The sequence below is a fragment of the Streptomyces sclerotialus genome (assembly GCF_040907265.1).
Classification (GTDB): domain Bacteria; phylum Actinomycetota; class Actinomycetes; order Streptomycetales; family Streptomycetaceae; genus Streptomyces; species Streptomyces sclerotialus.
Genome location: NZ_JBFOHP010000002.1, coordinates 4,699,163 through 4,722,244 on the forward strand (window position 1 = coordinate 4,699,163; position 23,082 = coordinate 4,722,244).

The 23,082-nt window shown below is 73.8% G+C and carries 18 protein-coding genes and 1 pseudogene; 11 read left to right on the forward strand and 8 right to left on the reverse strand.

Annotated features, from left to right (window positions below; all coding sequences use genetic code 11):
* Positions 1–31: 31 nt before the first annotated feature.
* On the reverse strand, positions 32–1,081 hold the full coding sequence (locus AAC944_RS20915) for an HhH-GPD family protein (RefSeq protein WP_078888855.1): 1,050 nt from the start codon (positions 1,079–1,081) through the stop codon (positions 32–34).
* A gap of 243 nt (positions 1,082–1,324) precedes the next feature.
* Here AAC944_RS20915 and AAC944_RS20920 point away from each other — a divergent pair, with 243 nt between their 5' ends.
* Positions 1,325–1,807 carry a pyridoxamine 5'-phosphate oxidase family protein gene (locus tag AAC944_RS20920; protein WP_030621672.1) on the forward strand — a complete coding sequence of 161 codons (483 nt, stop codon included), beginning with the start codon at positions 1,325–1,327 and terminating at the stop codon, positions 1,805–1,807.
* A gap of 156 nt (positions 1,808–1,963) precedes the next feature.
* Positions 1,964–2,794 carry a hypothetical protein gene (locus AAC944_RS20925; RefSeq protein WP_030621670.1) on the forward strand — a complete coding sequence of 277 codons (831 nt, stop codon included), beginning with the start codon at positions 1,964–1,966 and terminating at the stop codon, positions 2,792–2,794.
* A 96-nt stretch (positions 2,795–2,890) separates the two neighbouring features.
* Here the strand turns inward: AAC944_RS20925 and disA are convergent, their stop codons facing one another.
* Both disA and radA read right to left on the reverse strand, forming a co-directional pair.
* Positions 2,891–4,015, reverse strand: a complete 1,125-nt coding sequence (gene disA, locus AAC944_RS20930; protein ID WP_030621669.1) for a DNA integrity scanning diadenylate cyclase DisA — start codon at positions 4,013–4,015, stop codon at positions 2,891–2,893.
* A 224-nt stretch (positions 4,016–4,239) separates the two neighbouring features.
* Entirely contained in the window at positions 4,240–5,682 is a 1,443-nt protein-coding gene (radA, locus tag AAC944_RS20935) for a DNA repair protein RadA (RefSeq protein WP_030621667.1), read from the reverse strand.
* Positions 5,683–5,914: 232 nt separating this feature from the next.
* Here radA and AAC944_RS20940 point away from each other — a divergent pair, with 232 nt between their 5' ends.
* Entirely contained in the window at positions 5,915–7,663 is a 1,749-nt protein-coding gene (locus AAC944_RS20940; protein WP_030621665.1) for a sigma-70 family RNA polymerase sigma factor, read from the forward strand.
* A gap of 90 nt (positions 7,664–7,753) precedes the next feature.
* Here AAC944_RS20940 and AAC944_RS20945 read toward each other — a convergent pair whose 3' ends face one another.
* Positions 7,754–8,617 carry a DUF3109 family protein gene (locus AAC944_RS20945; protein ID WP_030621664.1) on the reverse strand — a complete coding sequence of 288 codons (864 nt, stop codon included), beginning with the start codon at positions 8,615–8,617 and terminating at the stop codon, positions 7,754–7,756.
* A gap of 45 nt (positions 8,618–8,662) precedes the next feature.
* Here AAC944_RS20945 and AAC944_RS20950 point away from each other — a divergent pair, with 45 nt between their 5' ends.
* From AAC944_RS20950 to ilvD, 4 genes are all read left to right on the forward strand, one after another.
* Positions 8,663–9,604, forward strand: a complete 942-nt coding sequence (locus AAC944_RS20950; protein ID WP_030621663.1) for a Ppx/GppA family phosphatase — start codon at positions 8,663–8,665, stop codon at positions 9,602–9,604.
* A gap of 144 nt (positions 9,605–9,748) precedes the next feature.
* A complete protein-coding gene (locus AAC944_RS20955) occupies positions 9,749–10,573 on the forward strand; it encodes a sugar phosphate isomerase/epimerase family protein (RefSeq protein WP_196943225.1) in 825 nt (274 codons plus the stop codon).
* Between the two features lie 2 nt (positions 10,574–10,575).
* On the forward strand, positions 10,576–11,202 hold the full coding sequence (locus AAC944_RS20960; protein WP_030621660.1) for a TetR/AcrR family transcriptional regulator: 627 nt from the start codon (positions 10,576–10,578) through the stop codon (positions 11,200–11,202).
* Between the two features lie 219 nt (positions 11,203–11,421).
* Positions 11,422–13,275 carry a dihydroxy-acid dehydratase gene (gene ilvD / locus AAC944_RS20965; RefSeq protein ID WP_030621658.1) on the forward strand — a complete coding sequence of 618 codons (1,854 nt, stop codon included), beginning with the start codon at positions 11,422–11,424 and terminating at the stop codon, positions 13,273–13,275.
* A 62-nt stretch (positions 13,276–13,337) separates the two neighbouring features.
* On the opposite strand, the gene AAC944_RS20970 is transcribed toward ilvD, so the two are convergent.
* Positions 13,338–15,698 carry a protein kinase domain-containing protein gene (locus AAC944_RS20970; protein ID WP_030621655.1) on the reverse strand — a complete coding sequence of 787 codons (2,361 nt, stop codon included), beginning with the start codon at positions 15,696–15,698 and terminating at the stop codon, positions 13,338–13,340.
* A 209-nt stretch (positions 15,699–15,907) separates the two neighbouring features.
* On the opposite strand from AAC944_RS20970, the gene AAC944_RS20975 reads away from it, so the two are divergent.
* The gene (locus AAC944_RS20975; protein ID WP_030621653.1) at positions 15,908–16,219 is read left to right on the forward strand and encodes an SH3 domain-containing protein; all 312 of its coding nucleotides are present in this window, start codon (positions 15,908–15,910) and stop codon (positions 16,217–16,219) included.
* Between the two features lie 87 nt (positions 16,220–16,306).
* Positions 16,307–16,855, forward strand: a complete 549-nt coding sequence (locus AAC944_RS20980) for a hypothetical protein (protein WP_030621650.1) — start codon at positions 16,307–16,309, stop codon at positions 16,853–16,855.
* A gap of 122 nt (positions 16,856–16,977) precedes the next feature.
* Here AAC944_RS20980 and AAC944_RS20985 read toward each other — a convergent pair whose 3' ends face one another.
* The 3 genes from AAC944_RS20985 to AAC944_RS20995 form a co-directional block, all read right to left on the reverse strand.
* Positions 16,978–18,390 carry a M1 family metallopeptidase gene (locus AAC944_RS20985; protein ID WP_030621648.1) on the reverse strand — a complete coding sequence of 471 codons (1,413 nt, stop codon included), beginning with the start codon at positions 18,388–18,390 and terminating at the stop codon, positions 16,978–16,980.
* A gap of 175 nt (positions 18,391–18,565) precedes the next feature.
* Complete coding sequence (locus AAC944_RS20990) at positions 18,566–20,251, reverse strand: SulP family inorganic anion transporter (RefSeq protein ID WP_078888853.1); 1,686 nt, start codon at positions 20,249–20,251, stop codon at positions 18,566–18,568.
* Positions 20,252–20,516: 265 nt separating this feature from the next.
* Positions 20,517–20,927 carry a hypothetical protein gene (locus tag AAC944_RS20995; RefSeq protein ID WP_030621643.1) on the reverse strand — a complete coding sequence of 137 codons (411 nt, stop codon included), beginning with the start codon at positions 20,925–20,927 and terminating at the stop codon, positions 20,517–20,519.
* A gap of 304 nt (positions 20,928–21,231) precedes the next feature.
* On the opposite strand from AAC944_RS20995, the pseudogene AAC944_RS21000 reads away from it, so the two are divergent.
* Both AAC944_RS21000 and AAC944_RS21005 read left to right on the forward strand, forming a co-directional pair.
* Positions 21,232–22,110, forward strand: a pseudogene (locus tag AAC944_RS21000) (ABC transporter ATP-binding protein); the annotation flags it as partial.
* 10 nt (positions 22,111–22,120) lie between these two features.
* The gene (locus tag AAC944_RS21005) at positions 22,121–23,035 is read left to right on the forward strand and encodes an ABC transporter permease (protein ID WP_368396384.1); all 915 of its coding nucleotides are present in this window, start codon (positions 22,121–22,123) and stop codon (positions 23,033–23,035) included.
* Positions 23,036–23,082 lie beyond the last annotated feature (47 nt).

Sequence of the window (23,082 nt, forward strand, 5' to 3'; positions counted from 1 at the left end):
GTGGCCCGGCCGGGGGCCGGGCCGGCCCGTATCAGGTCAGCGGGAGCCGGTACAGGCCGTCCGGAAGCGGCTCCACCAGGCCGTCGGCGACCAGCCCGTCCAGCGCGCGGCCCCGCTGGACCGGCTCGTGCCACACCGCGTCCAGCTTCGCCTGCGGCACCGGCGCGACGGCCTCGCGCAGCACGGCCAGCAGCTTGCCGCGCACCTGGCGGTCGGTCCCCGCGTACGTCTGGACGCGCCGCGGCGGGCCCTCGTGCTCGGGCGAACCGGCCAGCCGCCAGGCGCACTGCGCGGCGACCGGGCAGCGTACGCACTCCGGGCTGCGCGCCGTGCACACCAGCGCACCCAGCTCCATCGTGGCCGCCGCCCACTTCGCCGCCGTCGCCTCGTCCTCGGGCAGCAGCGCGCGGGCGAGCTTGCGCTCGGCGGCCGTGGTGGCGTTCGGCGGGTACTGGCGGCCGGTGACCGCACGGGCGAAGACGCGGCGGACGTTGGTGTCCAGGACCGCGTGCCGCTGCCCGTAGGCGAAGGAGGCCACCGCGGCGGCGGTGTACTCGCCGACGCCGGGCAGCGCCAGCAGCTGGGCGTGCTCGCGCGGTACGTCGCCGCCGTGCCGCTCCTTTATCGCGGAGGCGGCGGCGTGCAGCCGCAGCGCGCGCCGTGGATAGCCGAGCCGGCCCCAGGCGCGTACGGCCTCACCGGACGGTTCGGCGGCCAGGTCGGCGGGGCGCGGCCAGCGGGCCAGCCACTGTTCGTACACCGGCAGGACCCGGTTGACGGGCGTCTGCTGCAGCATGAACTCGCTGACCATCACGCCCCAGGCACCTGCCTCGGGGCGGCGCCACGGCAGATCGCGGGCGTGCTCGTCGAACCAGTCGTTGACCGGCTCGTGCAGCCGCCGGCCGGCGCTGCCGACGGCGTCGGCGGCATCCGTTGCGGTGCCGGTGGCGGATGCGGCGGCAGGGGCGGAGGCGGCGGCGGACTCGGCGGGGCGCGGCGCGGGGGTCCCGGCGGTGCGTCCGATGCCGGGCTCCACGGCGGCGTCGCCGGCGGGCTGGGCGGGGGCAGGAGTGGAAGTCATGGCACCGTCGATCCTGACACGGCGTCCCAGAAGGGTGAAACGTCCCCGGTGCGTGCCGCCCGTTGTGCACCTGCACGTGGTAATCGCACTGCTGCAACGGGGCGTGCGCGACGGCGGCCGGACGTGGCGGCCGGACGTGGCGGCCGGGGCCGTGCGGGCTGCGGGGCGCGCCGGCCCCGGTCAGGGCCGGCCGGGCCGCGGGGCGCCGCTTCCGCCGCCCGGCCGGCGAGCGAGGATGCTCCCATGACCCACAGCACGCCCCCGGACCGTCCCTGCCCGCCCGAGATCCTGCGGGCCCTGGCCGACCACACGACCATGACGCTCGCCTACACCGACGACGAAGGCCCCCAGGCCTGCGCCGTCCTGTACGCCGCGACCGACGGTCCGGCCCCCGTCCTCCTCTTCGTCACGTCCGGGTCCACCCGCCACGGCCGGGCCCTGACCGCCGCGCACCCGGCGGCCCCGGTCGCCTTCACCGCCCAGCGCGACGACCAGGAGTGGACGGGCCTGACGGGGATCCAGGGGCGCGGCAGGTGCCGCCGCCTGGACGGTGCGGAGCGCCGGCGGGCCTGGCGTACGTACGCCGACCGTTTCCCGTACGTGGCGCTCAGCCCCAAGCTGCGCAGCGCCATGGACCACACCGCCTTCTGGGAGCTCCGGCCCACGTGGCTCCGGCTGATCGACAACGCCCGGGGCTTCGGCCACAAGGAGGAATGGACCGCCTGAAGTCCCCCCGAGAGGTACCCCGTTGACGCCAGGGGCCCCTCGTCCGGGCTATTTCTCGTTCCTGACCAGGAAGAACCAGGCAGATGATGGGAAAAGTCGGGGCCCCGTCGGCGGGTACTGGCTGGCATCCGGGCTGATCTCTCGTACAGTTTCCGCGTGGGATCTCTGCGCAATCCGATCGGGCCGCTTCCCTCCTCCATCTACTGGCGCCGGAGGGCGGTCGCGCTCGCGATCCTCGCGCTCCTCGTGCTGCTCGTGGTGTGGACCGTCAGCATGGGCGGGACCAGCGGTGACGGCAGCTCGCACGACAAGGGTTCGGCCGGCGGTCCCGCGACGTCCATCACCCCGGGCCCCAACGCCACCGACTCCGGGATCAGCCAGAAGCCGGGCGGCCGCGACGAAGCGGGCGACGGCGGCGGGTCCGGCGGCGCCGACGCGGGCTCCGGCGGTGCGGGCAGCGGCGGCGCGACCGGACCGGGCTCCGGCACCGGCGGCGGCACGCCCATCGGCGAGGGCGGCGGCACGGGATCCGGCGCGGGCGCCGGCAGCGGCGGCGGCGTCCTCGTACCGAGCGGCTCCTCGCTCGCCGACTGCCAGGGTTCCAGCACCGAGTTGACGCTGCGCAGCGTCAAGAACACCTACGGCCCCGACGACCGCCCGCGGTTCGAACTGACCGTCAAGAACACCTCGGAACAGGACTGCAAGGTCGACCTCGGCCGCAGGTCCGCGGTCCTGACGATCAGCCACACCGACAGCGACGACCACGTCTACGCCTCGGACGACTGCCCGCCGGACACCGGCGCCGCGCTCGTGAAGGTCCCCGCCGGGTCGGCCGTCACCCGGACCGTCGAGTGGGACCGCAAGCCCACGGCCCCGCAGTGCGCCACCCCCGCCGCCAAGTCCGCCAAGGCCGGCACCTACCTCGCCGAACTCACCGTCTCCGGCCTCAAGCCGGACAGCAAGTCCTTCGTCCTCGCGAAGGACTGACGCCCTGCCGTGCGGCTCCGCGGGCCGCACCGGCGCGTACGGCCCGGACGTACCGCCGGGTGCGCACGGCTCAGCCGTACAGCCGGCGCGTACGGCTCAGACGTAGCGCTCCAGGATGGAGGACTCCGCGAGGCGGCTGAGGCCCTCGCGGACGGAGCGGGCGCGGGCCTCGCCGACGCCGTCCACCGTCTGGAGGTCGTCGACGCTGGCGGCCAGCAGCTTCTGGAGGCCGCCGAAGTGGTCGACGAGGCGGTCGATGACGGCGCCGGGCAGCCGCGGGACCTTCGCGAGGAGGCGGAAGCCGCGCGGGGAGACCGCGGAGTCCAGGGTCTCGGGCGAACCGCTGTACCCGAGGGCACGCGCCACGATGGGGAGTTCGAGCAGCTCGGTGTGGGAGAGCGCGTCCAGCTCGGCGAGCGCCTCGAAGACCGTACGGGACCGCTTGGCCGTCGGCTCGGGGACGTAGTCGCGGACGACCAGCTCGCGCTCCGGCTCGACGCCCGCGATCAGCTCGTCCAGCTGGAGGGAGAGCAGCCGCCCGTCCGTACCCAGCTCGACGACGTACTCGGCGATCTCGGTGGCGATCCGGCGGACCATCTCCAGGCGCTGGGCCACGGCGGTCACGTCCCGGACCGTCACCAGGTCCTCGATCTCCAGCGCGGAGAGCGTGCCGGCGACCTCGTCGAGGCGGAGCTTGTACCGCTCCAGGGTCGCGAGCGCCTGGTTGGCGCGGGAGAGGATCGCGGCGGACTCCTCCAGCACCCGGCGCTCGCCGTCCACGTAGAGCGCGATCAGCCGCATGGACTGGCTGACCGAGACGACCGGGAAACCGGCCTGGATGGACACCCGCTGCGCCGTACGGTGCCGGGTGCCGGTCTCCTCGGTGGCGATGGAGGCGTCGGGGACGAGCTGGACACCGGCCCGCAGGATCTTGGTGATGTCCTTGTCGAGCACCAGCGCGCCGTCGAGCTTGCACAGCTCACGCAGGCGGGTCGCGCTGAACTCCACGTCGAGGACGAAGCCGCCGGTGCACATCGACTCGACGGTCTTGTCGAAGCCGAGGACGATGAGGCCGCCGGTGTTGCCGCGGAGGATGCGCTCCAGTCCGTCGCGCAGTGCCGTGCCCGGTGCGACCGCGCTCAGCGAGGCGCGCATCAGACTGTCACCGCCGGAGCTACCGCCGGACCTTCCGGGGGACGACGCCCGGTCGTTGGCTGCCACTGCACTCCTCCGTCGCAAGGTCTGTCGGTGCCGCAGCCCGCCCGGAGTTGCCTTGGCCGCGTACGTACGTCGCGGACGCGATCTGCGGCAGGACTGCGTTGACGGGCGAGACCAGGGCAAAGTCTACCGGCGACGCGCCGTTTACCTAGGGGAGTCCCGCCCGGGCGGCGCGGGGCGGCACCCGCCCGGCGCACCGGAGGCGGCCTCCGCGGCTCGCCGACCGCTCAGTGACCGCTCAGCGGGGACGCTCCGGCCTCCTCCGGCAGGGCCTCCTTCGGCGGGGACTCACGGCGCGGCCGGCGGGGCAGCACCCGCAGCGCCTCGCCGACGTCCGCGACCTCCCGGACCCGCATGCCCGCCGGGATCTTGCCAGGGTCGGCCGGCACCAGGGCGTGGGTGAAGCCCAGGCGCGCCGCCTCGGCGAGCCGGCGCTGCACGCCCGTGACCCGGCGCACCTCGCCCGCGAGGCCGACCTCGCCGATCGCGACGAGATTCTTCGGCAGGGGCGTGTCGGACGCCGCGCTCGCCAGCGCGAGCGCCACGGCCAGGTCGGCGGCCGGCTCGGAGAGCTTCACGCCGCCGACCGTCGCGCTGTAGATGTCCCGCTTGCCGAGCGCGGAGATCCGGCCGCGCTGCTCCAGGACGGCCAGCATCATGGAGACCCGGGAGGTCTCCAGGCCGGAGGTCGTCCGCCGCGGGGACGGGATCTGCGAGTCGACCGTGAGCGCCTGGACCTCGGCGACCAGCGGGCGGCGGCCCTCCAGGGTGACGGTCAGGCAGGTGCCCGGCACCGGCTCGTCGCGGCGGGTCAGGAAGAGGCCCGAGGGGTCGGCCAGGCCGGTGATCCCCTCGTCGTGCAGCTCGAAGCAGCCGACCTCGTCGGTCGCGCCGTACCGGTTCTTGACGCCCCGTACGAGGCGGAGGCGGGCGTGCCGGTCGCCCTCGAAGCTGAGCACCACGTCGACGAGGTGCTCCAGCAGCCGGGGACCCGCGATGTTGCCGTCCTTGGTGACGTGGCCGACCAGGAGCGTGGACATGCCGCGCTCCTTCGACGCGCGGATGAGCGCCCCGGCGACCTCGCGGACCTGGGCCATGCCGCCGGGCGCGCCGTCGATCTCGGGCGAGGCGACGGTCTGGACGGAGTCCAGGATCAGCAGCGACGGCTTCACGGAGTCCAGATGGCCGAGGACGGCGGAGAGGTCGGTCTCGGCGGCGAGGTAGAGGTGGTCGTCGAGGGCGCCGATGCGGTCGGCGCGCAGCCGCACCTGGCTCGCGGACTCCTCGCCCGTGACGTACAGCGTGCGGTGGTCGTCGCTCGCGGCCTTGGCGGCGACGTCCAGCAGCAGGGTGGACTTGCCGACGCCGGGCTCGCCGGCGAGCAGCACCACGGCGCCGGGGACGAGGCCGCCGCCCAGCACACGGTCCAGCTCGGCCACGCCGGTCGAGCGCGCGGTGGCCTGCCGGCCGTCGACCTGGCCGATCGGCAGCGCGGCCGTCGTGACCCGGCCCGGCGCCGTCGTCCGGACGGCCGGGCTGCCGCCGGCCTCCTCGACCGTGCCCCACGCCTGGCACTCGGGGCAGCGGCCGAGCCACTTCGCTGTGGTCCAGCCGCACTCGGTGCAGCGGTACGACGGGCGGTCCTTGGCCGGGGATTTGCGGGTTGCCATGGAAGCCACCGTAGCCGTGGGGACTGACAACGCGGCCGGGCAGCGGTCCGAGCGGCCGGCCGGGCGGTGGGACGGACGTCGCGTTCCGGGCGACAGGGGCGGCTGAGGCGTGTGTGGGGGAGGGGACGGATCGGACGTCTGTACCCCTTTGCGGGAGTACGTCACCCGAAAGAATGAAAAGCCGCCAAGCGGCTCTGACCGGACACCGTCACCTGTCTACCGTCGCCGGGTGATGAGCAGCAGGCCCGGACACCCCACGCACACCACCGTCGAACCGCCCCCCGCCGCCCGGGCGGAGCGGCACCGGGGGCAGGGCCGGGCCGGCCGTGCCGCCCGGTCCGACCGCCGCGACCGCCACGACCTCTCCGTCGAGCGCTACGAGCCGTACGTGGACGGCCTGTTCACGTACTGCCTCTCCGTCCTGTGCGAACACGGCGCGGCGACCGAGGTGCTCGGCGAGGTGCTCGCGCTCGCCGAGCGGCAGCACGCGCGACGCCCGTCCGACCAGGCGCTGTACCGCCCCTGGCTGTACGCGCTGGCCCGCTGGGCCTGTCTGCGCCGGCTCGCCGACCCGGACGCGCGCCCCGAGCCGGTGGCCGGGGACGGGACCGACCAGCGGCGCGAACTGGCCGCTCTGGCCTGGCCCGAGGCGGCGGGTACCACGCCCGAGCAGCGCGAGGCCCTGGAGCTGTCCGTGCGGCACGGACTGGGCCACCGTGAGCTGGCCGCCGTGCTGGGGGTGGAGCCGGTCGCGGCCCGCGCCCTGCTCTCCACCGCCGCCTGTGAGGTGGAGCGCACCCGCGCGGCGCTCGCCGTGGCCGAGTTCGGCCGCTGCGCCGACGTGGCCCGGCTGGCCGGGGACGCCCGGACGCTGCTGGGCACGGCGCTGCGCCGGGAGCTCGTACGCCACGTCGACGTGTGCGAGGAGTGCCGCCGTACGGCCGAGCGCGCGACGGCGGGCGGTCCCTGGCCCGGCACCGAGCCGGTGGCGCAGGGGCCGCTCCCGATGGTCACGGCGCCCCGGGCGGCGGCCCGCGTGGCGATGCGCGCCGCCCTGCGGTCGCGGACCGGGCGGGCGGTGGAGCCGCTGGAGAAGGGGGCGCAGGGGCGCACGAAACGGGCGGTCGGCGTAAACGGTTCTGCACCCCGTTACGACCGCAGCGGGTTCCCCCTCGGGCCCAAGGACCGGGCGGCCCGCAACGCCCGGCTGCGCAGCCGCGCGCTCACCACGACCGTGGTGGCCACCGTGCTGGCGGCGCCCGTGCTCGCGCTCTGGGCGGCGTACCGCGGCGCCCCGCTGACCGGGGAGACCGACGGCTCCGCCGTCACCGCGGGCGACGCCGAGAGCGACCGGCTGGGCGCCCGCCCGTACGAGAAGGCGGGCAGCGCGCAGACCACGCCCGACCCCCGGTACGGCCTCAGCACGCACTCGCCGGACGTCTCGGTGAAGGTCATCGGCGCGCACGGCGAGCGGCTGCGGGAAGCCGCGCCGAGTCCCTCGCGGTCCCGCACGGGGCCGGGACGGCTGACCGTCGCGGCGCAGCCGAGCGGCGACCTCACCCTCATCACGCTGTCCGCCTCCGGCGGGACGGCGGTGCGGTGGGCGGCGCACTCCGGGGCGCCGTGGCTGCAGTTCAGTACGACGGCCGGGGTGCTGGAGCCGGGGGAGACCACGACCGTCAAGGTGTACGTCGACCACGACCGGGAGCCGTCCGGCTACTGGCGCGCCCGGATCGCCGTGGACCCGGCCGGCGCGGTGGTCACGATCGAGGGGCGGGGCGCGACGCGGCCGGACCCCGGAGGACCGCGGCCGACGCCCACGGATCCGCCGCCGTCCTCGACGCCCGCTCCGACGCCTTCCGACCCGTCGCCGAGCGACCCGCCGCCGTCCCCGACGCCCACGCCTTCGGATCCGCCGCCGAGCGAGCCGCCGCCCAGCTCGACGCCGTCACCGTCGGACTCGGGCAGCCCGGCGGGCTGAGCTTCGGGGACTCCGCCCCGGACCCCCGGTCCTCGAGCTCCCCCAGCTACCGCCGGGAGGCGCCCCCGGACGGGCTGGGGGTGCCGGAGGTCAGCGTTTCGGCACGACCGGCATCGGCAGCAGGACCGGGTCCGCCGGGTGGGGGGCCATCGGAGTCTCCGTCGCCAGGCGTTCCTCGCAGAGTTCCGCGAGGCGGTCGTAGCCTTCCTTGCCCATCAGCTCGATGAGCTCGGGCGCGTACGACTGGTACACCGCCTTCGACGCGCTGTGCGCGGACGTCGCCGAGGTGCACCACCAGTTCAGGTCGTGGCCGCCGGGGCCCCAGCCGCGGCGGTCGTACTCGCCGATGGTGATCTGGAGGACGCGGGTGTCGTCGGGCCGGTCGATCCAGTCGTACGTGCGGCGGACCGGGAGCTGCCAGCAGACGTCCGGCTTGGTCTCCAGCGGCTCGCGGCCCTCCTGGAGGGCCAGGATGTGCAGCGAGCAGCCGGCGCCGCCGGGGAAGCCGGGGCGGTTCTGGAAGATGCAGGAGCCCTTCCAGCGCCGGGTCTGGCGCTCGCCGTCGTCCTCGTCCTCCTCGACCCAGCCGGTCGTGGTGCCCACGTCGTGGAACTGCCAGATGTCCGGCGTGAGCCGCGCCACGTGCTGGGCGACCCGCTCCTCGTCCTCCTCGTCGGAGAAGTGCGCGCCGAGGGTGCAGCAGCCGTCGTCGGCGCGGCCCGCCTCGATGCCCTGGCAGCCGCCGCCGAAGACGCAGTTCCAGCGCGAGGTGAGCCAGGTCAGGTCGCACCTGAAGACCTGCTCGTCGTCGGCCGGGTCGGGAAAGGTGACCCAGGCACGGGCGAAGTCGAGGCCGACCTCGTCGGTCACCTCGTCGGACGCCGCCCCGCGCGCCTGCTGCTTTTGAAGCTTCTTGAGGGCTTTTTCCTGCTTCGCCTTTTTCGTCTTCGCCACATCCCCAGCCTAAAGGCGCCACAGGCCCGCAGTAGCTTTCTGGGTATGCGACTCGGTGTTCTCGACGTGGGTTCCAATACGGTGCATCTGCTGGTGGTGGACGCGCACCCCGGTGCGCGCCCGCTGCCCGCCTGGTCCCACAAGGCGGAGCTGCGGCTGGCCGAACTCCTCGACGAGGACGGGAACGTCGGCGGCACGGGCGTCGACCGGCTCGTCGCCACGGTCCGCGAGGCGACGCAGGTCGCGGAGGACAAGGGCGTCGAGGACCTGCTGCCGTTCGCGACCTCGGCGGTACGTGACGCACCCAACGGCGAGGAGGTGCTCGCGCGCGTCGCCGAGGAGACCGGCGTCACGCTGCGGGTGCTCTCCGGCGAGGACGAGGCGCGGCTCACGTTCCTCGCGGCCCGCCGCTGGTTCGGCTGGTCGGCCGGGCGGCTGCTGCTCCTGGACATCGGCGGCGGTTCCCTGGAGATCGCGTACGGCCTGGACGAGGACCCGGACGCGGCGGTCTCGCTGCCCCTCGGGGCGGGCCGGCTCACCAACAGCGACCTGCCCGGCGACCCGCCGGATCCGGAGGACGTGCGGGCGCTGCGGCGCCGGGTCCGGGCCGAGATCGCCCGCGTGGTGAGCGACTTCACACGCTTCGGTGCGCCGGACCACGTCGTGGCCACGTCCAAGACCTTCAAGCAGCTGGCCAGGATCGCCGGGGCGCCGGGCTCGGCGGAGGGCCTGTACGTGCAGCGCGGGCTGAGCCGGAAGACGCTGGAGGAGTGGGTGCCGCAGCTCGCCACGATGTCCGTCGAGAAGCGCGCGGGCCTGCCCGGCGTCTCCGAGGGCCGGGCCCGCCAGCTGCTGGCCGGGGCGCTGGTCGCGGAGGCCGCGATGGACCTCTTCAAGGTGGACGAGCTGGAGATCTGCCCGTGGGCGCTGCGCGAGGGCGTCATCCTGCGGCGGCTGGACCATCTGCCGAACGGCGAGCCGGGCTGAGCCGCCAGGGGCGCCTGCGGGCGGTCCCGGGCCGTAGGACGGGCGTCCCGGGCCGTAAGAAATGCGTCATGGGCGCGGCAAGGTGGCGTCCGACATACCGGACCGCCTGCCCCCGGTACCGCAACGGCCCGTACCCTGTCCCTCGTGACGGAGCCAGTGGTGCGCATCCCGGATGCGAAGGTCGCCCTGTCCACGGCGTCGGTGTATCCGGAGTCGACCGCGACGGCCTTCGAGATCGCCGCACGCCTGGGGTACGACGGCATCGAGGTCATGGTCTGGACCGATCCGGTCAGTCAGGACATCGAGGCGCTGCGCCGGCTGTCCGACTACCACGGCGTGCCGGTGCTGGCGGTCCACGCGCCGTGTCTGCTGATCACCCAGCGGGTGTGGTCCACCGACCCGTGGACCAAGCTCCAGCGGGCGCGTAACGCGGCGGAGAAGCTCGGCGCCTCCACGGTCGTCGTGCACCCGCCGTTCCGGTGGCAGCGCAACTACGCCCGGGACTTCGTGCGCGGCATCTGGCGCATGGAGGGCGAGACGGACGTGAGGTTCGCCGTCGAGAACATGTACCCCTGGCGGTACCGCGACCGCGAGATGCTGGCGTACGCGCCGGACTGGGACCCCACCAAGGACGACTACCGGCACTTCACGGTCGACCTCTCGCACACCTCGACCGCCCGCAGCGACGCGCTGCACATGGTGGACCGGATGGGCGACCGGCTCGCCCACATCCACCTCGCCGACGGCAACGGCTCCAACAAGGACGAGCACCTGGTCCCGGGGCGCGGCAAGCAGCCCTGCGCCGAGCTGCTGGAGCGGCTGGCCGCCACCGGCTACGACGGGCACATCGTCATCGAGGTGAACACCCGCCGCGCCCTCTCGGCCGCCGAACGCGAGGCCGACCTCGCCGAGGCCCTCGCCTTCACCCGGCTCCACCTCGCCTCGCCGAACCGGGTGTACGGCCCGTGAGCGTGCCCGGGACGGAAGGTTCCGGGGCAGCGCCGCGGCGGCGCGGCCGCCCCTCCCGTACGGAGAGCGCGGCGGGCCCCGGCGCGCGGGAGCGGATTCTCGCCGCTGCCCGTACGGAATTCGCCGAACGCGGCTACGACAAGACCTCCATCCGCGGCATCGCCAAGGCGGCGCAGGTGGACCCCGCGCTGGTCCACCACTACTTCGGCACGAAGGAGCAGGTCTTCGGCGCGGCGATCGAGGTCAGCTTCGAGCCCGCGCTGCACCTCCCCGACCTGCTGGCACGGGGCGCGGACGGCATCGGCGAGCGGTTCGCGCGGTACTTCCTCGGCATCTGGGAGAACCCGGCGACCCGTGCCCCGCTGCTCGCCGTGATCCGGTCCGCGATGACCCACGACACCGCGGCGAAGGTGCTGCGCGGCTTCGTGCTGCGGCGGATGCTGGAGCGGGTCGCGGCGGAACTGGCCGTGCCGGAGCCGCGCTTCCGGGCCGAGCTGGCCGCCGCGCAGCTCGTCGGCATCGCGATGCTGCGGTACGTCATCCAGGTCGAGCCGCTGGCCACGGCGGACACCGAGGACATCGTCCGGACGGTCGCGCCGACGCTCCAGCGGTACCTCACGGAGGCCTGACCCGCGACGCTCCGGGGCGTGGCGCACCGCGTCCGCATGGCGAGCGGATGTCTCACATTCCGGAGAGGCTGTCCAGATCTTGGATCGGAGGCGTAGTCTCGGATCAGCTGATATGTGACTGCCGTGACGTGACTGCGCCGCAGGCCGGAGGCCCGGCGCAGGGCCCCGCCAGGCGCCGGCGTGGCGGCGAGTCCGACGAACCCCTAGGGAGTGACCATCGTGCCTGAGCTGAGGTCCCGCACCGTTACCCACGGCCGCAACATGGCGGGCGCCCGTGCCCTTATGCAGGCTTCGGGCGTAGCGGGCGCGGACATCGGCCGTAAGCCGATCATCGCGGTGGCCAACAGCTTCACCGAGTTCGTGCCGGGCCACACCCACCTCGCGCCGATCGGCCGGATCGTCTCCGAGGCGATCCAGGAGGCGGGCGGCATCGCCCGGGAGTTCAACACCATCGCCGTGGACGACGGCATCGCGATGGGCCACGGCGGCATGCTCTACTCGCTGCCCTCCCGCGACCTGATCGCCGACTCGGTCGAGTACATGGTCGAGGCGCACTGCGCGGACGCGCTGATCTGCATCTCCAACTGCGACAAGATCACCCCGGGCATGCTGATGGCCGCGATGCGGCTGAACATCCCGACCGTCTTCGTCTCCGGCGGCCCGATGGAGGCCGGCCGGGCCACGCTGGTCAACGGCACGGTCCGCAAGCTCGACCTGGTCGACGCGATCTCCGACGCGGTCAACGAGAACGTCTCCGACGAGGACATCCTCCGGATCGAGAACAACGCCTGCCCGACCTGCGGCTCCTGCTCCGGCATGTTCACCGCCAACTCGATGAACTGCCTGACCGAGGCCATGGGCCTGGCCCTGCCGGGCAACGGCTCCGTGCTCGCCACGCACACCGCGCGCAAGGCGCTGTACGAGCGCGCCGGGCGGACCGTCGTGGAGATCACCAAGCGCTACTACGAGCAGGACGACGCGACCGTCCTGCCGCGCAACGTCGGCTCCCGCGCGGCCTTCGAGAACGCCATGGCGCTGGACATCGCCATGGGCGGCTCCACCAACACGATCCTGCACCTGCTGGCCGCGGCCCAGGAGGCGGGCCAGGACTTCGGGCTGACCGACATCGACGCGGTCTCCCGCCGGGTGCCCTGCCTGTCCAAGGTCGCGCCGAACGTCGCGCCGCAGGGCACGTACTACATGGAGGACGTGCACCGCGCGGGCGGCATCCCGGCCCTCCTGGGCGAGCTGTTCCGCGGCGGGCTGCTCAACGAGGACGTGTCCTCCGTGCACTCCGCCTCCCTGGCCGACTGGATCAAGGAGTGGGACATCCGCGGCGGCTCCCCCTCCCCGGAGGCGGTCGAGCTGTTCCACGCGGCACCCGGCTGCAAGCGCTCGGCGACGGCGTTCTCCCAGTCCGAGCGCTGGGACTCGCTCGACACCGACGCGGAGAACGGCTGCATCCGCTCCCTGGAGCACGCCTACTCCAAGGACGGCGGCCTGGCGGTGCTGCGCGGCAACCTCGCCGAGGACGGCTGCGTCGTGAAGACCGCGGGCGTCGACGAGTCGATCCTGGTCTTCGAGGGCCCCGCCGTGGTCTGCGAGTCCCAGGAGGAGGCCGTCGAGCGCATCCTGAACAAGGAGGTCAAGGACGGCGACGTGGTCGTCATCCGGTACGAGGGCCCCAAGGGCGGCCCGGGCATGCAGGAGATGCTGTACCCGACCTCCTTCCTCAAGGGCCGCGGCCTGGGCAAGACCTGTGCGCTGGTCACCGACGGCCGCTTCTCCGGCGGTACGTCCGGGCTGTCCATCGGCCACGCCTCCCCGGAGGCGGCCGCCGGCGGCACCATCGCGCTGGTCGAGGACGGCGACCTGGTCAGGATCAACATCCCGGAGCGGACGATCGAGCTGGCCGTGGACGAGGCCACCCTGACCGCCCGCCGCGACGCCCTGGGCGGCGTGTACGCGCCGAAGAACCGCGAGCGCAAGGTCTCCGCGGCCCTGCGGGCGTACGCAGCCATGGCCACCAGCGCCGACCGCGGAGCGGTCCGGGACGTCAGCAAGCTCGGCTGACCCCACGCGGCTCCCGCCCCCGGCGCACGGACCTCCGTGCGCCGGGGGCGTCCGCGTACCGGCTACCAGCGGCCGGGGTCCGCCGCGTCCACACCGAACACCGTGCCGTCCGGGGCCGAGGCGAAGACCCGCCGCGCGGCCGGGTCCACCACCGGTGACGGCACGGTCTCCAGGTAGCCGCCGCGCCCCGTGGCCAGCCGCGGCTTCGTCTGCCCGAGCATCGCCCCGCGCCGGGTGTCCACCGCCAGCAGCCGCCCGTCGGGCGCGCTGAAGTACAGCCGGTCGCCGGCCACCACCGGCTGCGAGCCGCGGCTGACCGACGTCTCCACCGTCCACTCCCGCGCGCCGACGGCCTGCAGCGTGCCCCCGTAGGCGAGCAGGTAGACCGTCCCGCCCCGCACCGTGGCGAGCGCGTCGTCCAGCGGGGCCGGCAGCCGGTACCTGCGGACCGCGCCGCGGTCCGGGTCGTACCGCACCACCGCCTCCGTACGGGAGTCCGGCGCGGCCGCGGTCAGGAACAGCGCGCCGCCGCTGCCGGGGCCCGCCGGGGTCAGCGTCCCGGGCAGCGTCTTCTCCCACCGGACGGTGCCGTGCGCGAGCCCGACCGCGGTGACGAGGGTGCGGCCGCCGTCCTGCGCGGTGGCCGTGTACGCGGTGGAGCCGCCGGCACCGTACGTACGGAAGCGGGGCAGCGCGTGCCCGGGGAACGCCCGGCTCCACCGCTTCTCGTGCGTCCGGCTGTCCAGCGCGGTGACCGTGCCGTCGGCCGCCGTGAGCAGTACGGCGTCGCCCACCACGGCGACCTGCCCGTGGTACGCGGAGACGTCCTTGCTCCAGCGCCGGGCGCCCTTGCCGTCCGCCGAGGGGTCGAAGGCGTCGAGCCGCCGGCCGTCCGCCGACAGGACGTACAGCAGCCCGCCGGAGTACACGGGCGCGGCCGGCGGCAGGTCGCTGTCGGCGGCGGGGCCCGCGGGCAGCCGCCACGGCACGGCACCGTGCTCCGGTTCCAGCCGTGCGGCCCGCACGTCCCGCTGGGCACAGAAGAGCGCCGGCGCGGGCGTCCCGCCGGAGGGTGCGGTGCGCGGCACGTAGGAGCAGAACGGCATCTCGGCGGAGCGGCCTGCCGACTGCTCCAGCAGGGCCGTCCGCCAGGGGTGGAAGGTCTGCGCCGGGTCCGAGCCGCTGCCGGTCCTGACCTCCGGGCCGTCCTCCGGGAGCAGCGTCCGTACGCCCAGGAAGCCGCCCGCACCGACGACGACCGCGGCGACCGCCGCCCAGACCGCCCAGCGGCGCGGCCGGCGCGGCGCGGGCGTGCCGTCGGCCGGCCCGGCCGGGGACTCGGGAGATGCGGGCGGCGCCACCGGCGGCCTGGCCCGTACGTGGGTGGCGACGGCCTCGGCGGGCTCGCGCTGGGCCGGTATGTGCGGCTCGGGCGGGGCCGGGGCGGCCGCCGGTTCCGGCGCGTCGAGCGTCGAGTCGGCCTCCAGGAGCGAGTCCGGGCCGTAGAGGGAGCCCGTGCCGTGGAAGGAGCCGGAGGCGGCCGTGACGGCCGCGGCCGCCGGCGGCTCGTACAGCGGCTCCAGGTTCAGCTCCGTCGGCAGGTCGACGCGGAGCCGGGCCATCAGCTGGCTCGGCGTCGGCCGCTCCGCCGGGTCCTTCGCCAGACAGCTGCGCAGCAGCGGCGCCAGCTCCTCCGGCACGCCCGCGAGATCCGCCTCGTCGTGGACCACCTGGTACGCGACGAGGTACGGGCTCTCCGAATCGAAGGGGCCGCTGCCGGTCGCGGCGTGCACCAGCACCGAACCCAGCGCGAACACGTCCGCCGCCGGTCCCACTTCGCGCGGCCGCTGGAACTGTTCGGGCGCCATGAAAGGCGGCGTCCCGATCAATTTGCCGGTTTCCGTCCGCATTTCGCTGTCGGATGGTCGGGAGATACCGAAATCAATGACTTTCGGGCCGTCCGATGCCAGCAGCACATTGCTCGGCTTCAGATCGCGGTGCACCACGCCGGCGCGGTGGATGTCCCGCAGCGCCTCCGCGAGTCCGGCGCCCAGTTTCCGTACCTCGTCCAGGGGCAGCGGACCGTTCCGTTTCACATGGGCGGAAAGCGTGGGCCCGGGAATGTAGAGCGTTGCCATCCACGGCCGCTCACCGTCGGGATCGGCGTCCACGACCGGCGCCGTGAACGCGCCGCTGACCCGCCGCGCGGCCGCCACCTCCTGGCGGAACCGGCCGCGGAACTCCGGGTCCTGCGCGAATTCCGCGTGCACCACCTTCACCGCGAGCCGCAGCCCGGACGCCGAACGCGCCAGGTGCACCACGCCCATACCGCCCGAACCGAGCAGCTTTTCCAGCCGGTAGTTCCCCGCGTATTCCGGATGTTCCGCTTCCGGTCCGGCGCCGGAACTCCGCAGCGGCGGCATCTCCCCACCCCCGTGTATTCGGCCGCGCAATCGGCCGCAGATGCGACGCTCGGAGCCTAGTGGATACCGGCTGCGGCCCGGACACCGCTTGCTAGCCTGACCCCCGTTCGAGGTTCGAGCGGTTCGGCGCGAGCGGCCGGAAAACGGCCCCGCCCGCCGGACGCGGCATTCACACGACAGCCACACGACATTCCACGGGGGAGTGCGCGATGAGCACACAGGAGAACACCGTCGACAGCGCGGCCGAAGAGGCCGGCACGGTCTCGGCGTACCGCACCTACCCGGTCGCGCCGGGCTACCGCCTCAACGTCCGCAGCGGCCCGAGCACCACCGCAGCGGTCGTCCGCACCCTCCCGGCCGGCTCCTCGGTCCCGATCCGCTGCCAGCGCCACGGCCAGCGGGTCAGGGGCCCGTACGGCACCAGCGACATCTGGGACTGCATCGGCAGCGGCCAGTACGTCTCCGACACGTACGTACGCACCGGCAGCGACGGTTTCGTCGCCGGACCCTGCGGGAGCTGAGAGGCGTCGGGCCCTGCGGGAGCCGGGAGCCCGTCCCTGCCCCGGCCGGACGGCACCGCGCGGGAGCTGCCGGGGATAATCGACGGCATGAGCGAGGAGCACAAGCGCCCGGCCGGTGAGCCGGCCGGTCCCGAGCCGGTCGCCATCCGGTTCTTCGGCACGACCTGGGTCCACCACGACGGCGGCTACGCGCTGCGCCGCGCGGGCGTGGCCCTCGGCGCGCTCGTGCTCGCGGCGCTCGGCGCCTTCGTACTGCGCTTCGCCTTCGAGGGCCTGGCCGTCGCCGAGGTCGGTTCGCTGGTGAACGTCCTGATCGTGGTCTGCTTCGCGGTGTGCAGCGCCCTCGCCTTCCGCCGCACGTGGGAGGGGTTCGTCCGGCGCCGCGAACCGGCCGCCGACCGCGCGGCGGAGAAGGCCGAGAAGTCCGCGCAGAGCCTGATGATGATCGGTTTCATCGGCTCGCTGCTGGCCTACTTCTGCCGCGCCCTCGTCGAGGCGCCCGGCGAGAAGCTGCACCGCGCGGAGTACGAGGCGGCCCGTGAACGCCACGCCCGCCGGCGCACCGCCCGCACGGGCAACCCCGCGGCGCGCAAGCCGGGCGCGAAGGGCGGCGGCAAGGGAAAGAAGCGCCGCTGACCAGCTGGGCCCGGCCCGCGCCCGCCGCGAGACCTACGTCGGCCCCTGGCCCGCCGGGCGCTGCGCGGCTCCTGCCCTGGGTCGGCTGAGCGGCGGCGGGCGGCGACGGACGGCGGCGGCCGTCAGTACGTCCGGTCCGGCTTCCCGTCCCCGTACAGCCAGGCGTCGAACAGCCCCGACAGGTCCTTGTGCGCACGCCGCTCGCAGAAGGCGATGAAGTCCGCCGTACCGGCCGTGCGGTGCCGGTACTCGGCGGGCCACTCCTTCAGCACGCGGAAGAACGTGCGGTCGCCCACCGCGTTCCGCAGCTGCTGGAGGACCATCGCGCCGCGCTCGTACACCGGAGTGGCCATCACGTTCTCCGCCGCGCCGGGCCGGCCGGGCGGGAAGGCCCACAGCGGGTCGTCGGCCGGCAGCCGGTAGTGCGTGTCGAACTGCTGCTGCGGCGACCTGCCGCCGTGCCGCTCGGCCCACAGCCACTCCGCGTACGTCGCGAAGCCCTCGTTGAGCCAGATGTCCTGCCAGGTCCCGGGCGTCACCGAGTCGCCGAACCACTGGTGCGCCATCTCGTGCACCACGGTCAGCTCGTCGGGCGCACCGGAGTAGATCGGCTTGGTCTGGGTCTCCAGCGCGTAGTCCACGCTCTTGGGCGGGTGGTCCACGATCGCCCCGGCGGAGGAGAAGGGATATCTGCCGAAGAGCCCGGCCTCCCAGGTCACGATCTCCGACAGGCGGCCGAGCGGCGCGGCACTGCGCCGCGCCTCCCTGGGGTCGACGGCCACGTACAGCGGCACGCCCTGCCGGGTACGGCCGGTCCGCACCTGGAACTTCCCGACGGTGGCGGTGGCGAGGTAGGACGCCATCGGCTCGGCGCTGTGCCAGCGGAAGGCCGTCCGCCCGTCCGCCGTCCGCTTCCGGCTCGTCAACTCCCCGTTGGAGACGGCGGTGTACCCCTCGGGGACGGTGACGGTGATGTCGTACGAGGCCTTGTCGCTCGGGTGGTGGTTGCCGGGGAACCACGTCTGCGACCCGGCCGGCTCGCCCACGACGAACGCCCCGTCCGCCGTCCGTACCCACCCTTCCGTCGACCCGTCCGGGTCCTCGAAGGCCGACGGGCGCCCCTCGTAACTGATCGTCGTGCGGAACGTACGGCCCTTCGGGAGCTCCTGCGCGGGCCGTACCCGCAGCTTGTCGCCCCGGCGGGAGAACTCGGCGCGCTCGCCGTCCACCTGAACGCGCGTCACCTTCAGACCGTGCAGGTCCAGGGAGAAGGACGCCAGCCGCTGCCCCGCCCGGGCGGTCAGCCGCGCCGTGGCGTCGAGCGTGCCGTGCGGGACGTCGTAGTCCAGGCCGAGGGCGTAGTGGCGGACGTCGTAGCCGCCGTTGCCGAGGGCGGGGAAGAGCGGGTCGTCGAGCGTGTCCCGGCCGTCCACGGCCGCGGTGCCGGCCGTGACCTCGGAGGTGCAGGACGACAGCAGGAGCGCAACGGACAGGGCGGCGGTCGCGCCACAGGCGCGCAGGGGCCGGCGTTTCACGGGAAGTCCTGGGGTGTGAGGGACGGGAGAGATCGCGCTGACCTTACGAGGTCGCACGAAAACCTGTATCCCCCCGGCGACGGAAACGCGTTCCGCCACCAGGGGGATGTCCCAGGACGTTCGCCCTGCTTCAGCAGTGCGGGACCGCTGTGCCGGCGGCTTCAGCGGTGCCGGGTCAGGAGGCGGCGCCGCGCACCGGCATGTGGTCGATGCTCACACCGGCCGGCTCGGCGAGCTGGCGGCGGCGCTGCTCGGCCCAGGTGAGGAGGGCCGCCTCGCACGCGTGGTCGAGGTGCCGGAGCCCCGAGAGGTCCAGCTGGATCTCCCGGTCGGTGGGCAGCTCCTCCAGCTGGTCGAGGAGGCGCGGCAGCCGCAGGAAGGTGGCGTTGCCGACCGCGCGCACGCGGACCGGTGCCGCCGTCGGGGCGGTCGCGGGCTCGGCCTCGTCGAGCACGGCGGCCGTGGCGGTGCCACTGCCGTGGACCGACTTGGCCACGACGCGGCTCTGGGGCTCGCGGACCGCGTGGCTCCCGGTACCGCCGTCGATGCCGTCACCGGACACCTCCAGGTGCACGTGCGAGGTCTCCCAGGCGGTCTTCGCGACCGCCATGAGCAGACCGATCAGCACGCCCTCGAACATGTTGGTGACCACGATGGCGATGGCGGTCGTCGCGAGCACGACGGCCTCACCACGGTGATCGCGCCACAGCGGACGGATGTCCTTGAGCGGCATCAGCTTCCAGCCCGCGTGGACCAGGACACCCGCCAGCGCGGCCACCGGGATGACGCCCAGCGCGGCCGGGAAGGCCGCGGCGAAGACCAGCAGCCACACGCCGTGCAGGACGCGCGAGAGCTTGGTCTTCGCGCCGGCCGACACGTTGGCGGAGCTGCGCACGATGACCGCGGTCATCGGCAGCGCACCGAGCACACCGCACACGGTGTTGCCCGCGCCCTGGGCCATCAGCTCCTTGTCGTAGTCCGTCTTCGGCCCGTCGTGCAGCCGGTCCACGGCCGCCGCGCTGAACAGCGACTCGGCGGAGGCGATGAGGGTGAAGGCGAGCACCGTGCCGATGACGCCGAACTCCGCGACGCGCGCGAAGTCGTCGGCGCCCGGCGGCTGGATGGCACCCAGCAGGCCCTGTACCTCGACCCGCGCGACCGGCAGGTCGAAGACGAAGACCGCGAGCGTGGCGAGGGCCACCGCGGCGAGCGGCGCGGGCAGTACCTTCGCGCCCTTCTTCCAGCGCGGCCACAGAGCGAGGATCGCGATCGTGCCGACGCCGATCCCCACCGCGGCGAGCGCGGAGTTCGAGCCCACCGTGTCGATGAAGAGGTCGGGCAGTCCGCCCAGGTTGGCGAGGCCGCTGCCGGGCGCCTTCGCGTCCGCGAGGGCGTACAACTGGCCCGCGATCAGCACCAGTCCGATACCGGCGAGCATGCCCTGCACCACCGCGACCGAGATGGCGCGGAACCACCGGCCGAGCTTGAGCGCGCCCATGACCAGCTGGAGCAGGCCGGCGACGAGGACGATGATGCCGAGCGCGCCGACGCCGTACTGCTTCACGGCTTCGTAGACCAGCACGGTCAGGCCCGCTGCCGGGCCGCTGACCTGGAGGCTGGAGCCGGGCAGGAGGCCGGTGAGCAGACCGCCGACGATGCCGGTGACCAGGCCGAGTTCAGCGGGGACACCCGAGGCCACGGCCACGCCGACGCAGAGCGGCACGGCGACGAGGAAGACCACGAGCGAGGCGGTGAAGTCGGCGCGGAAGGTGCCGCGCCGGGGGGCGGCGGCGCCCGGCGGCGCGTCGGTGCCCGGGGGACCGAGACGGGAGTTGAAGATCCGTTCGACGAAATTGCGCATGAGGATGCCTCCAGCTGGTACCCGCCGGCAGTGCGTGCTGCGGCAGGAGCTGTTGCGGATGGATGGCTGGATCCGTACGGAGCGGGCGAGGGCACGTCGGACCGGCCGGATGTGCCGGGCCGCACGGCCGGGCGCCGTCAGCCGTCTGTAGGGCGGTTTTTCTGGCGGTCGGTTCCGGTCAGCGGTCGGTTCCGGTCAGCTTTCAGTGGCGTAGGTACGCCCGTGGTGCGGTGCGCGGGCAGGGGGAAAGCCCGTGTGACATCCCTCAGCAGCGAAACACACAGAGAGTGAGGGGAAGTTGACCGATTCTCTGCAGTGATTTGGCGTGCGAACGCGTCAGCGGAACGGTCGGTTCGTGATCGTCCACGGGTGCGGTGCGGCAGCACACGCAGTACGCACGCGGATCGGGCGGCGTGGGCGGCCCGGAAGAAGTGCGGGCGGCCCGTCGGAGATGACAGGTCTCGGGCCCGATCTCGCCCTTGGCTCCGCCTTCGACGGTGGCCTTGGCGGAGGTCTCGGCGGCCGGTGCCGAGGCGCCGCCCTTGGATGCGGCGATGCTGGTACCGGCGCCCTCGGCGGGCTCGGCGAAGGCGAACCCCGCCGTCGTCAACAGGGCCAGCAGCGCGGCAATGAAGATCGCCAGGGCAGGGCGTATCGCGGTACCCGGCTTCCCCATCGTCGCCTCCTCCGGCGCCCGTGGACAGTCAATTCCATTGTGTCCAAAGACAGCCCCCGTACGGCAAGTCCGCGTGTAACCGTCAAGTTAACGCGGAGTTATCAGAGCGGAACGATCATCTCCGAACGCTCCGGCGGCCGCCGGGAGCACGCCCCGAACCACCGCACGCCGGGCAGTTCGGAGTCCGGCCGCAGGGGCCGGGACACAACACTCGTGCACCTCTGCTGAACGTCATCTCCCCACGGCAGGTTCCCTCGCCCCCGGTTCTTGACGCCCTCATTCCGCTCGGCGCAGTATTCAACACATGATGAAATACGGGCCCGGCGGCACGCACGAGCCGGACGCGCCCTACGAGCCACCGGATGCCCGGACGGCACAGGACCCCCTACGTGCGCCGAGCGGTCCGGGCGGGCTCAATGCGTCCGATGTACCCGGCAACGACCCCGCCCCTGCCGTACGCGCACGCGGCCTCTCGGTGGTACGCGGCGGCCGTACGGTCCTGGCCACCCTCGACTTCGACGTCCCCCGCGGGCAGGTCACCGGCCTCCTCGGCCCCTCCGGCTGCGGCAAGACCACCCTCATGCGCGCGATCGCCGGCACCCAGGCGCACGTCACCGGCGCGCTCGACGTCCTCGGCCGGCCCGCCGGAGACGCCTCGCTGCGTCCCCGGACCGGCTACGTCACGCAGGCGCCGGCCGTGTACGACGACCTCACCGTCCGCCAGAACCTCACGTACTTCGCCGAGGTACTGAACCCCGGACGGGCGGCCCGCGCCGCCCGCCAGGAGGCGGTCGACCGCGCCCTCGACGACGTCGCCCTCACCCCGCACGCCGACGTGCTCGCCGGGAACCTCTCCGGCGGCCGACGCAGCCGGGTATCCCTCGCGGTCGCGCTCCTCGGCGACCCCGAACTCCTGGTCCTGGACGAGCCGACCGTCGGCCTCGACCCCGTGCTCCGCCGGGACCTGTGGCACCTCTTCCACACCCTCGCCGCCGACCGCGGCGTCACACTGCTCGTCTCGTCCCACGTCATGGACGAGGCCGAACGCTGCGACCGCCTCCTCCTCATGCGCGACGGCCGCATCCTCGCCGACACCACCCCCACCGCCCTGACCACCGACCCCACGACCCCAACGGTGGAATCCGCCTTCCTGGCACTGGTCGAGGGGCCCGCTGCTGTCGCTGTGGGCGGCGATGAAGCCCCTCCCACCCACCCCGCTGCTGCGGGCAGCGACGGAGCTGTTCCCGCCCACCCCACCGCTGTGCCCACTCGTGCCGCTGGGGCGGCACGAGTGGGCACAGCGGCACCCCGACGGCGGGAGGCCGGGCCCGCGCGCCCGCGCCCCGACGGCACCCCCCTCCCCCGCGGCCCAGCGCACCGCGGCGACCACCACCCGCGTCCTACGTCAGCTCGCCCACGACCCCCGCACCATCGCGCTCCTCCTCCTCGTCCCGTGCGCGATGATCACCCTGCTCCGCTACGTCTTCGACGCCGACAGCCGCGCCTTCGACACCTTCGACACCATCGGCGCCTCCCTCCTCGGCGTCTTCCCGATGATCACGATGTTCCTGGTGACCTCCATCGCCACCCTCCGCGAACGCACCTCGGGAACCCTCGAACGCCTCCTCGCCATGCCGCTGGGCAAGACGGACCTGATCGCCGGCTACGCCCTCGCGTTCGGCCTGCTCGCCGTCGTGCAGTCGGCCCTCGCCACCGCCCTGTCCCTATGGGTGCTGGACCTGGACGTCACCGGATCCCCCTGGCTCCTGCTCCTGGTGGCCGTCCTGGACGCCCTGCTCGGCACGGCCCTCGGCCTCTTCGTCTCGGCCTTTGCCGCCTCCGAGTTCCAGGCCGTCCAATTCATGCCGGCGGTCCTGATGCCGCAACTCCTGCTCTGCGGCCTCTTCACCCCGCGGGACGAAATGCAGCCGGTGCTCTCCGCCCTCTCCGACGCCCTCCCGATGTCCTACGCGGTCGACGCCATGAACGAAGTCCTCCGCCACCCCGACATCACGGCCGCGTTCCTCCGTGACGCCGGGATCGTCACCGGCTGCGCCCTGCTCGTCCTCTCCCTGGGCGCAGCCACCCTCCGCCGCCGCACGCGCTAGCCCCCGGCCCACTCCCCGGTGAGCCGGGAGCCGGGAGCCGGGTACTG

What these genes read in the sequence shown, in the direction of transcription:
- AAC944_RS21005 (WP_368396384.1), top strand. Translation starts at nt 22,121, where the DNA reads ATGAAGCCCCTCCCACCCACCCCGCTGCTGCGGGCAGCGACGGAGCTG.
- AAC944_RS20990 (WP_078888853.1), bottom strand. Translation starts at nt 20,251, where the DNA reads ATGCGCAATTTCGTCGAACGGATCTTCAACTCCCGTCTCGGTCCCCCG.
- AAC944_RS20995 (WP_030621643.1), bottom strand. Translation starts at nt 20,927, where the DNA reads ATGGGGAAGCCGGGTACCGCGATACGCCCTGCCCTGGCGATCTTCATT.
- AAC944_RS20970 (WP_030621655.1), bottom strand. Translation starts at nt 15,698, where the DNA reads ATGCCGCCGCTGCGGAGTTCCGGCGCCGGACCGGAAGCGGAACATCCG.
- AAC944_RS20950 (WP_030621663.1), top strand. Translation starts at nt 8,663, where the DNA reads ATGCGACTCGGTGTTCTCGACGTGGGTTCCAATACGGTGCATCTGCTG.
- AAC944_RS20980 (WP_030621650.1), top strand. Translation starts at nt 16,307, where the DNA reads ATGAGCGAGGAGCACAAGCGCCCGGCCGGTGAGCCGGCCGGTCCCGAG.
- AAC944_RS20940 (WP_030621665.1), top strand. Translation starts at nt 5,915, where the DNA reads ATGAGCAGCAGGCCCGGACACCCCACGCACACCACCGTCGAACCGCCC.
- AAC944_RS20975 (WP_030621653.1), top strand. Translation starts at nt 15,908, where the DNA reads ATGAGCACACAGGAGAACACCGTCGACAGCGCGGCCGAAGAGGCCGGC.
- AAC944_RS20920 (WP_030621672.1), top strand. Translation starts at nt 1,325, where the DNA reads ATGACCCACAGCACGCCCCCGGACCGTCCCTGCCCGCCCGAGATCCTG.
- radA (WP_030621667.1), bottom strand. Translation starts at nt 5,682, where the DNA reads ATGGCAACCCGCAAATCCCCGGCCAAGGACCGCCCGTCGTACCGCTGC.
- AAC944_RS20915 (WP_078888855.1), bottom strand. Translation starts at nt 1,081, where the DNA reads ATGACTTCCACTCCTGCCCCCGCCCAGCCCGCCGGCGACGCCGCCGTG.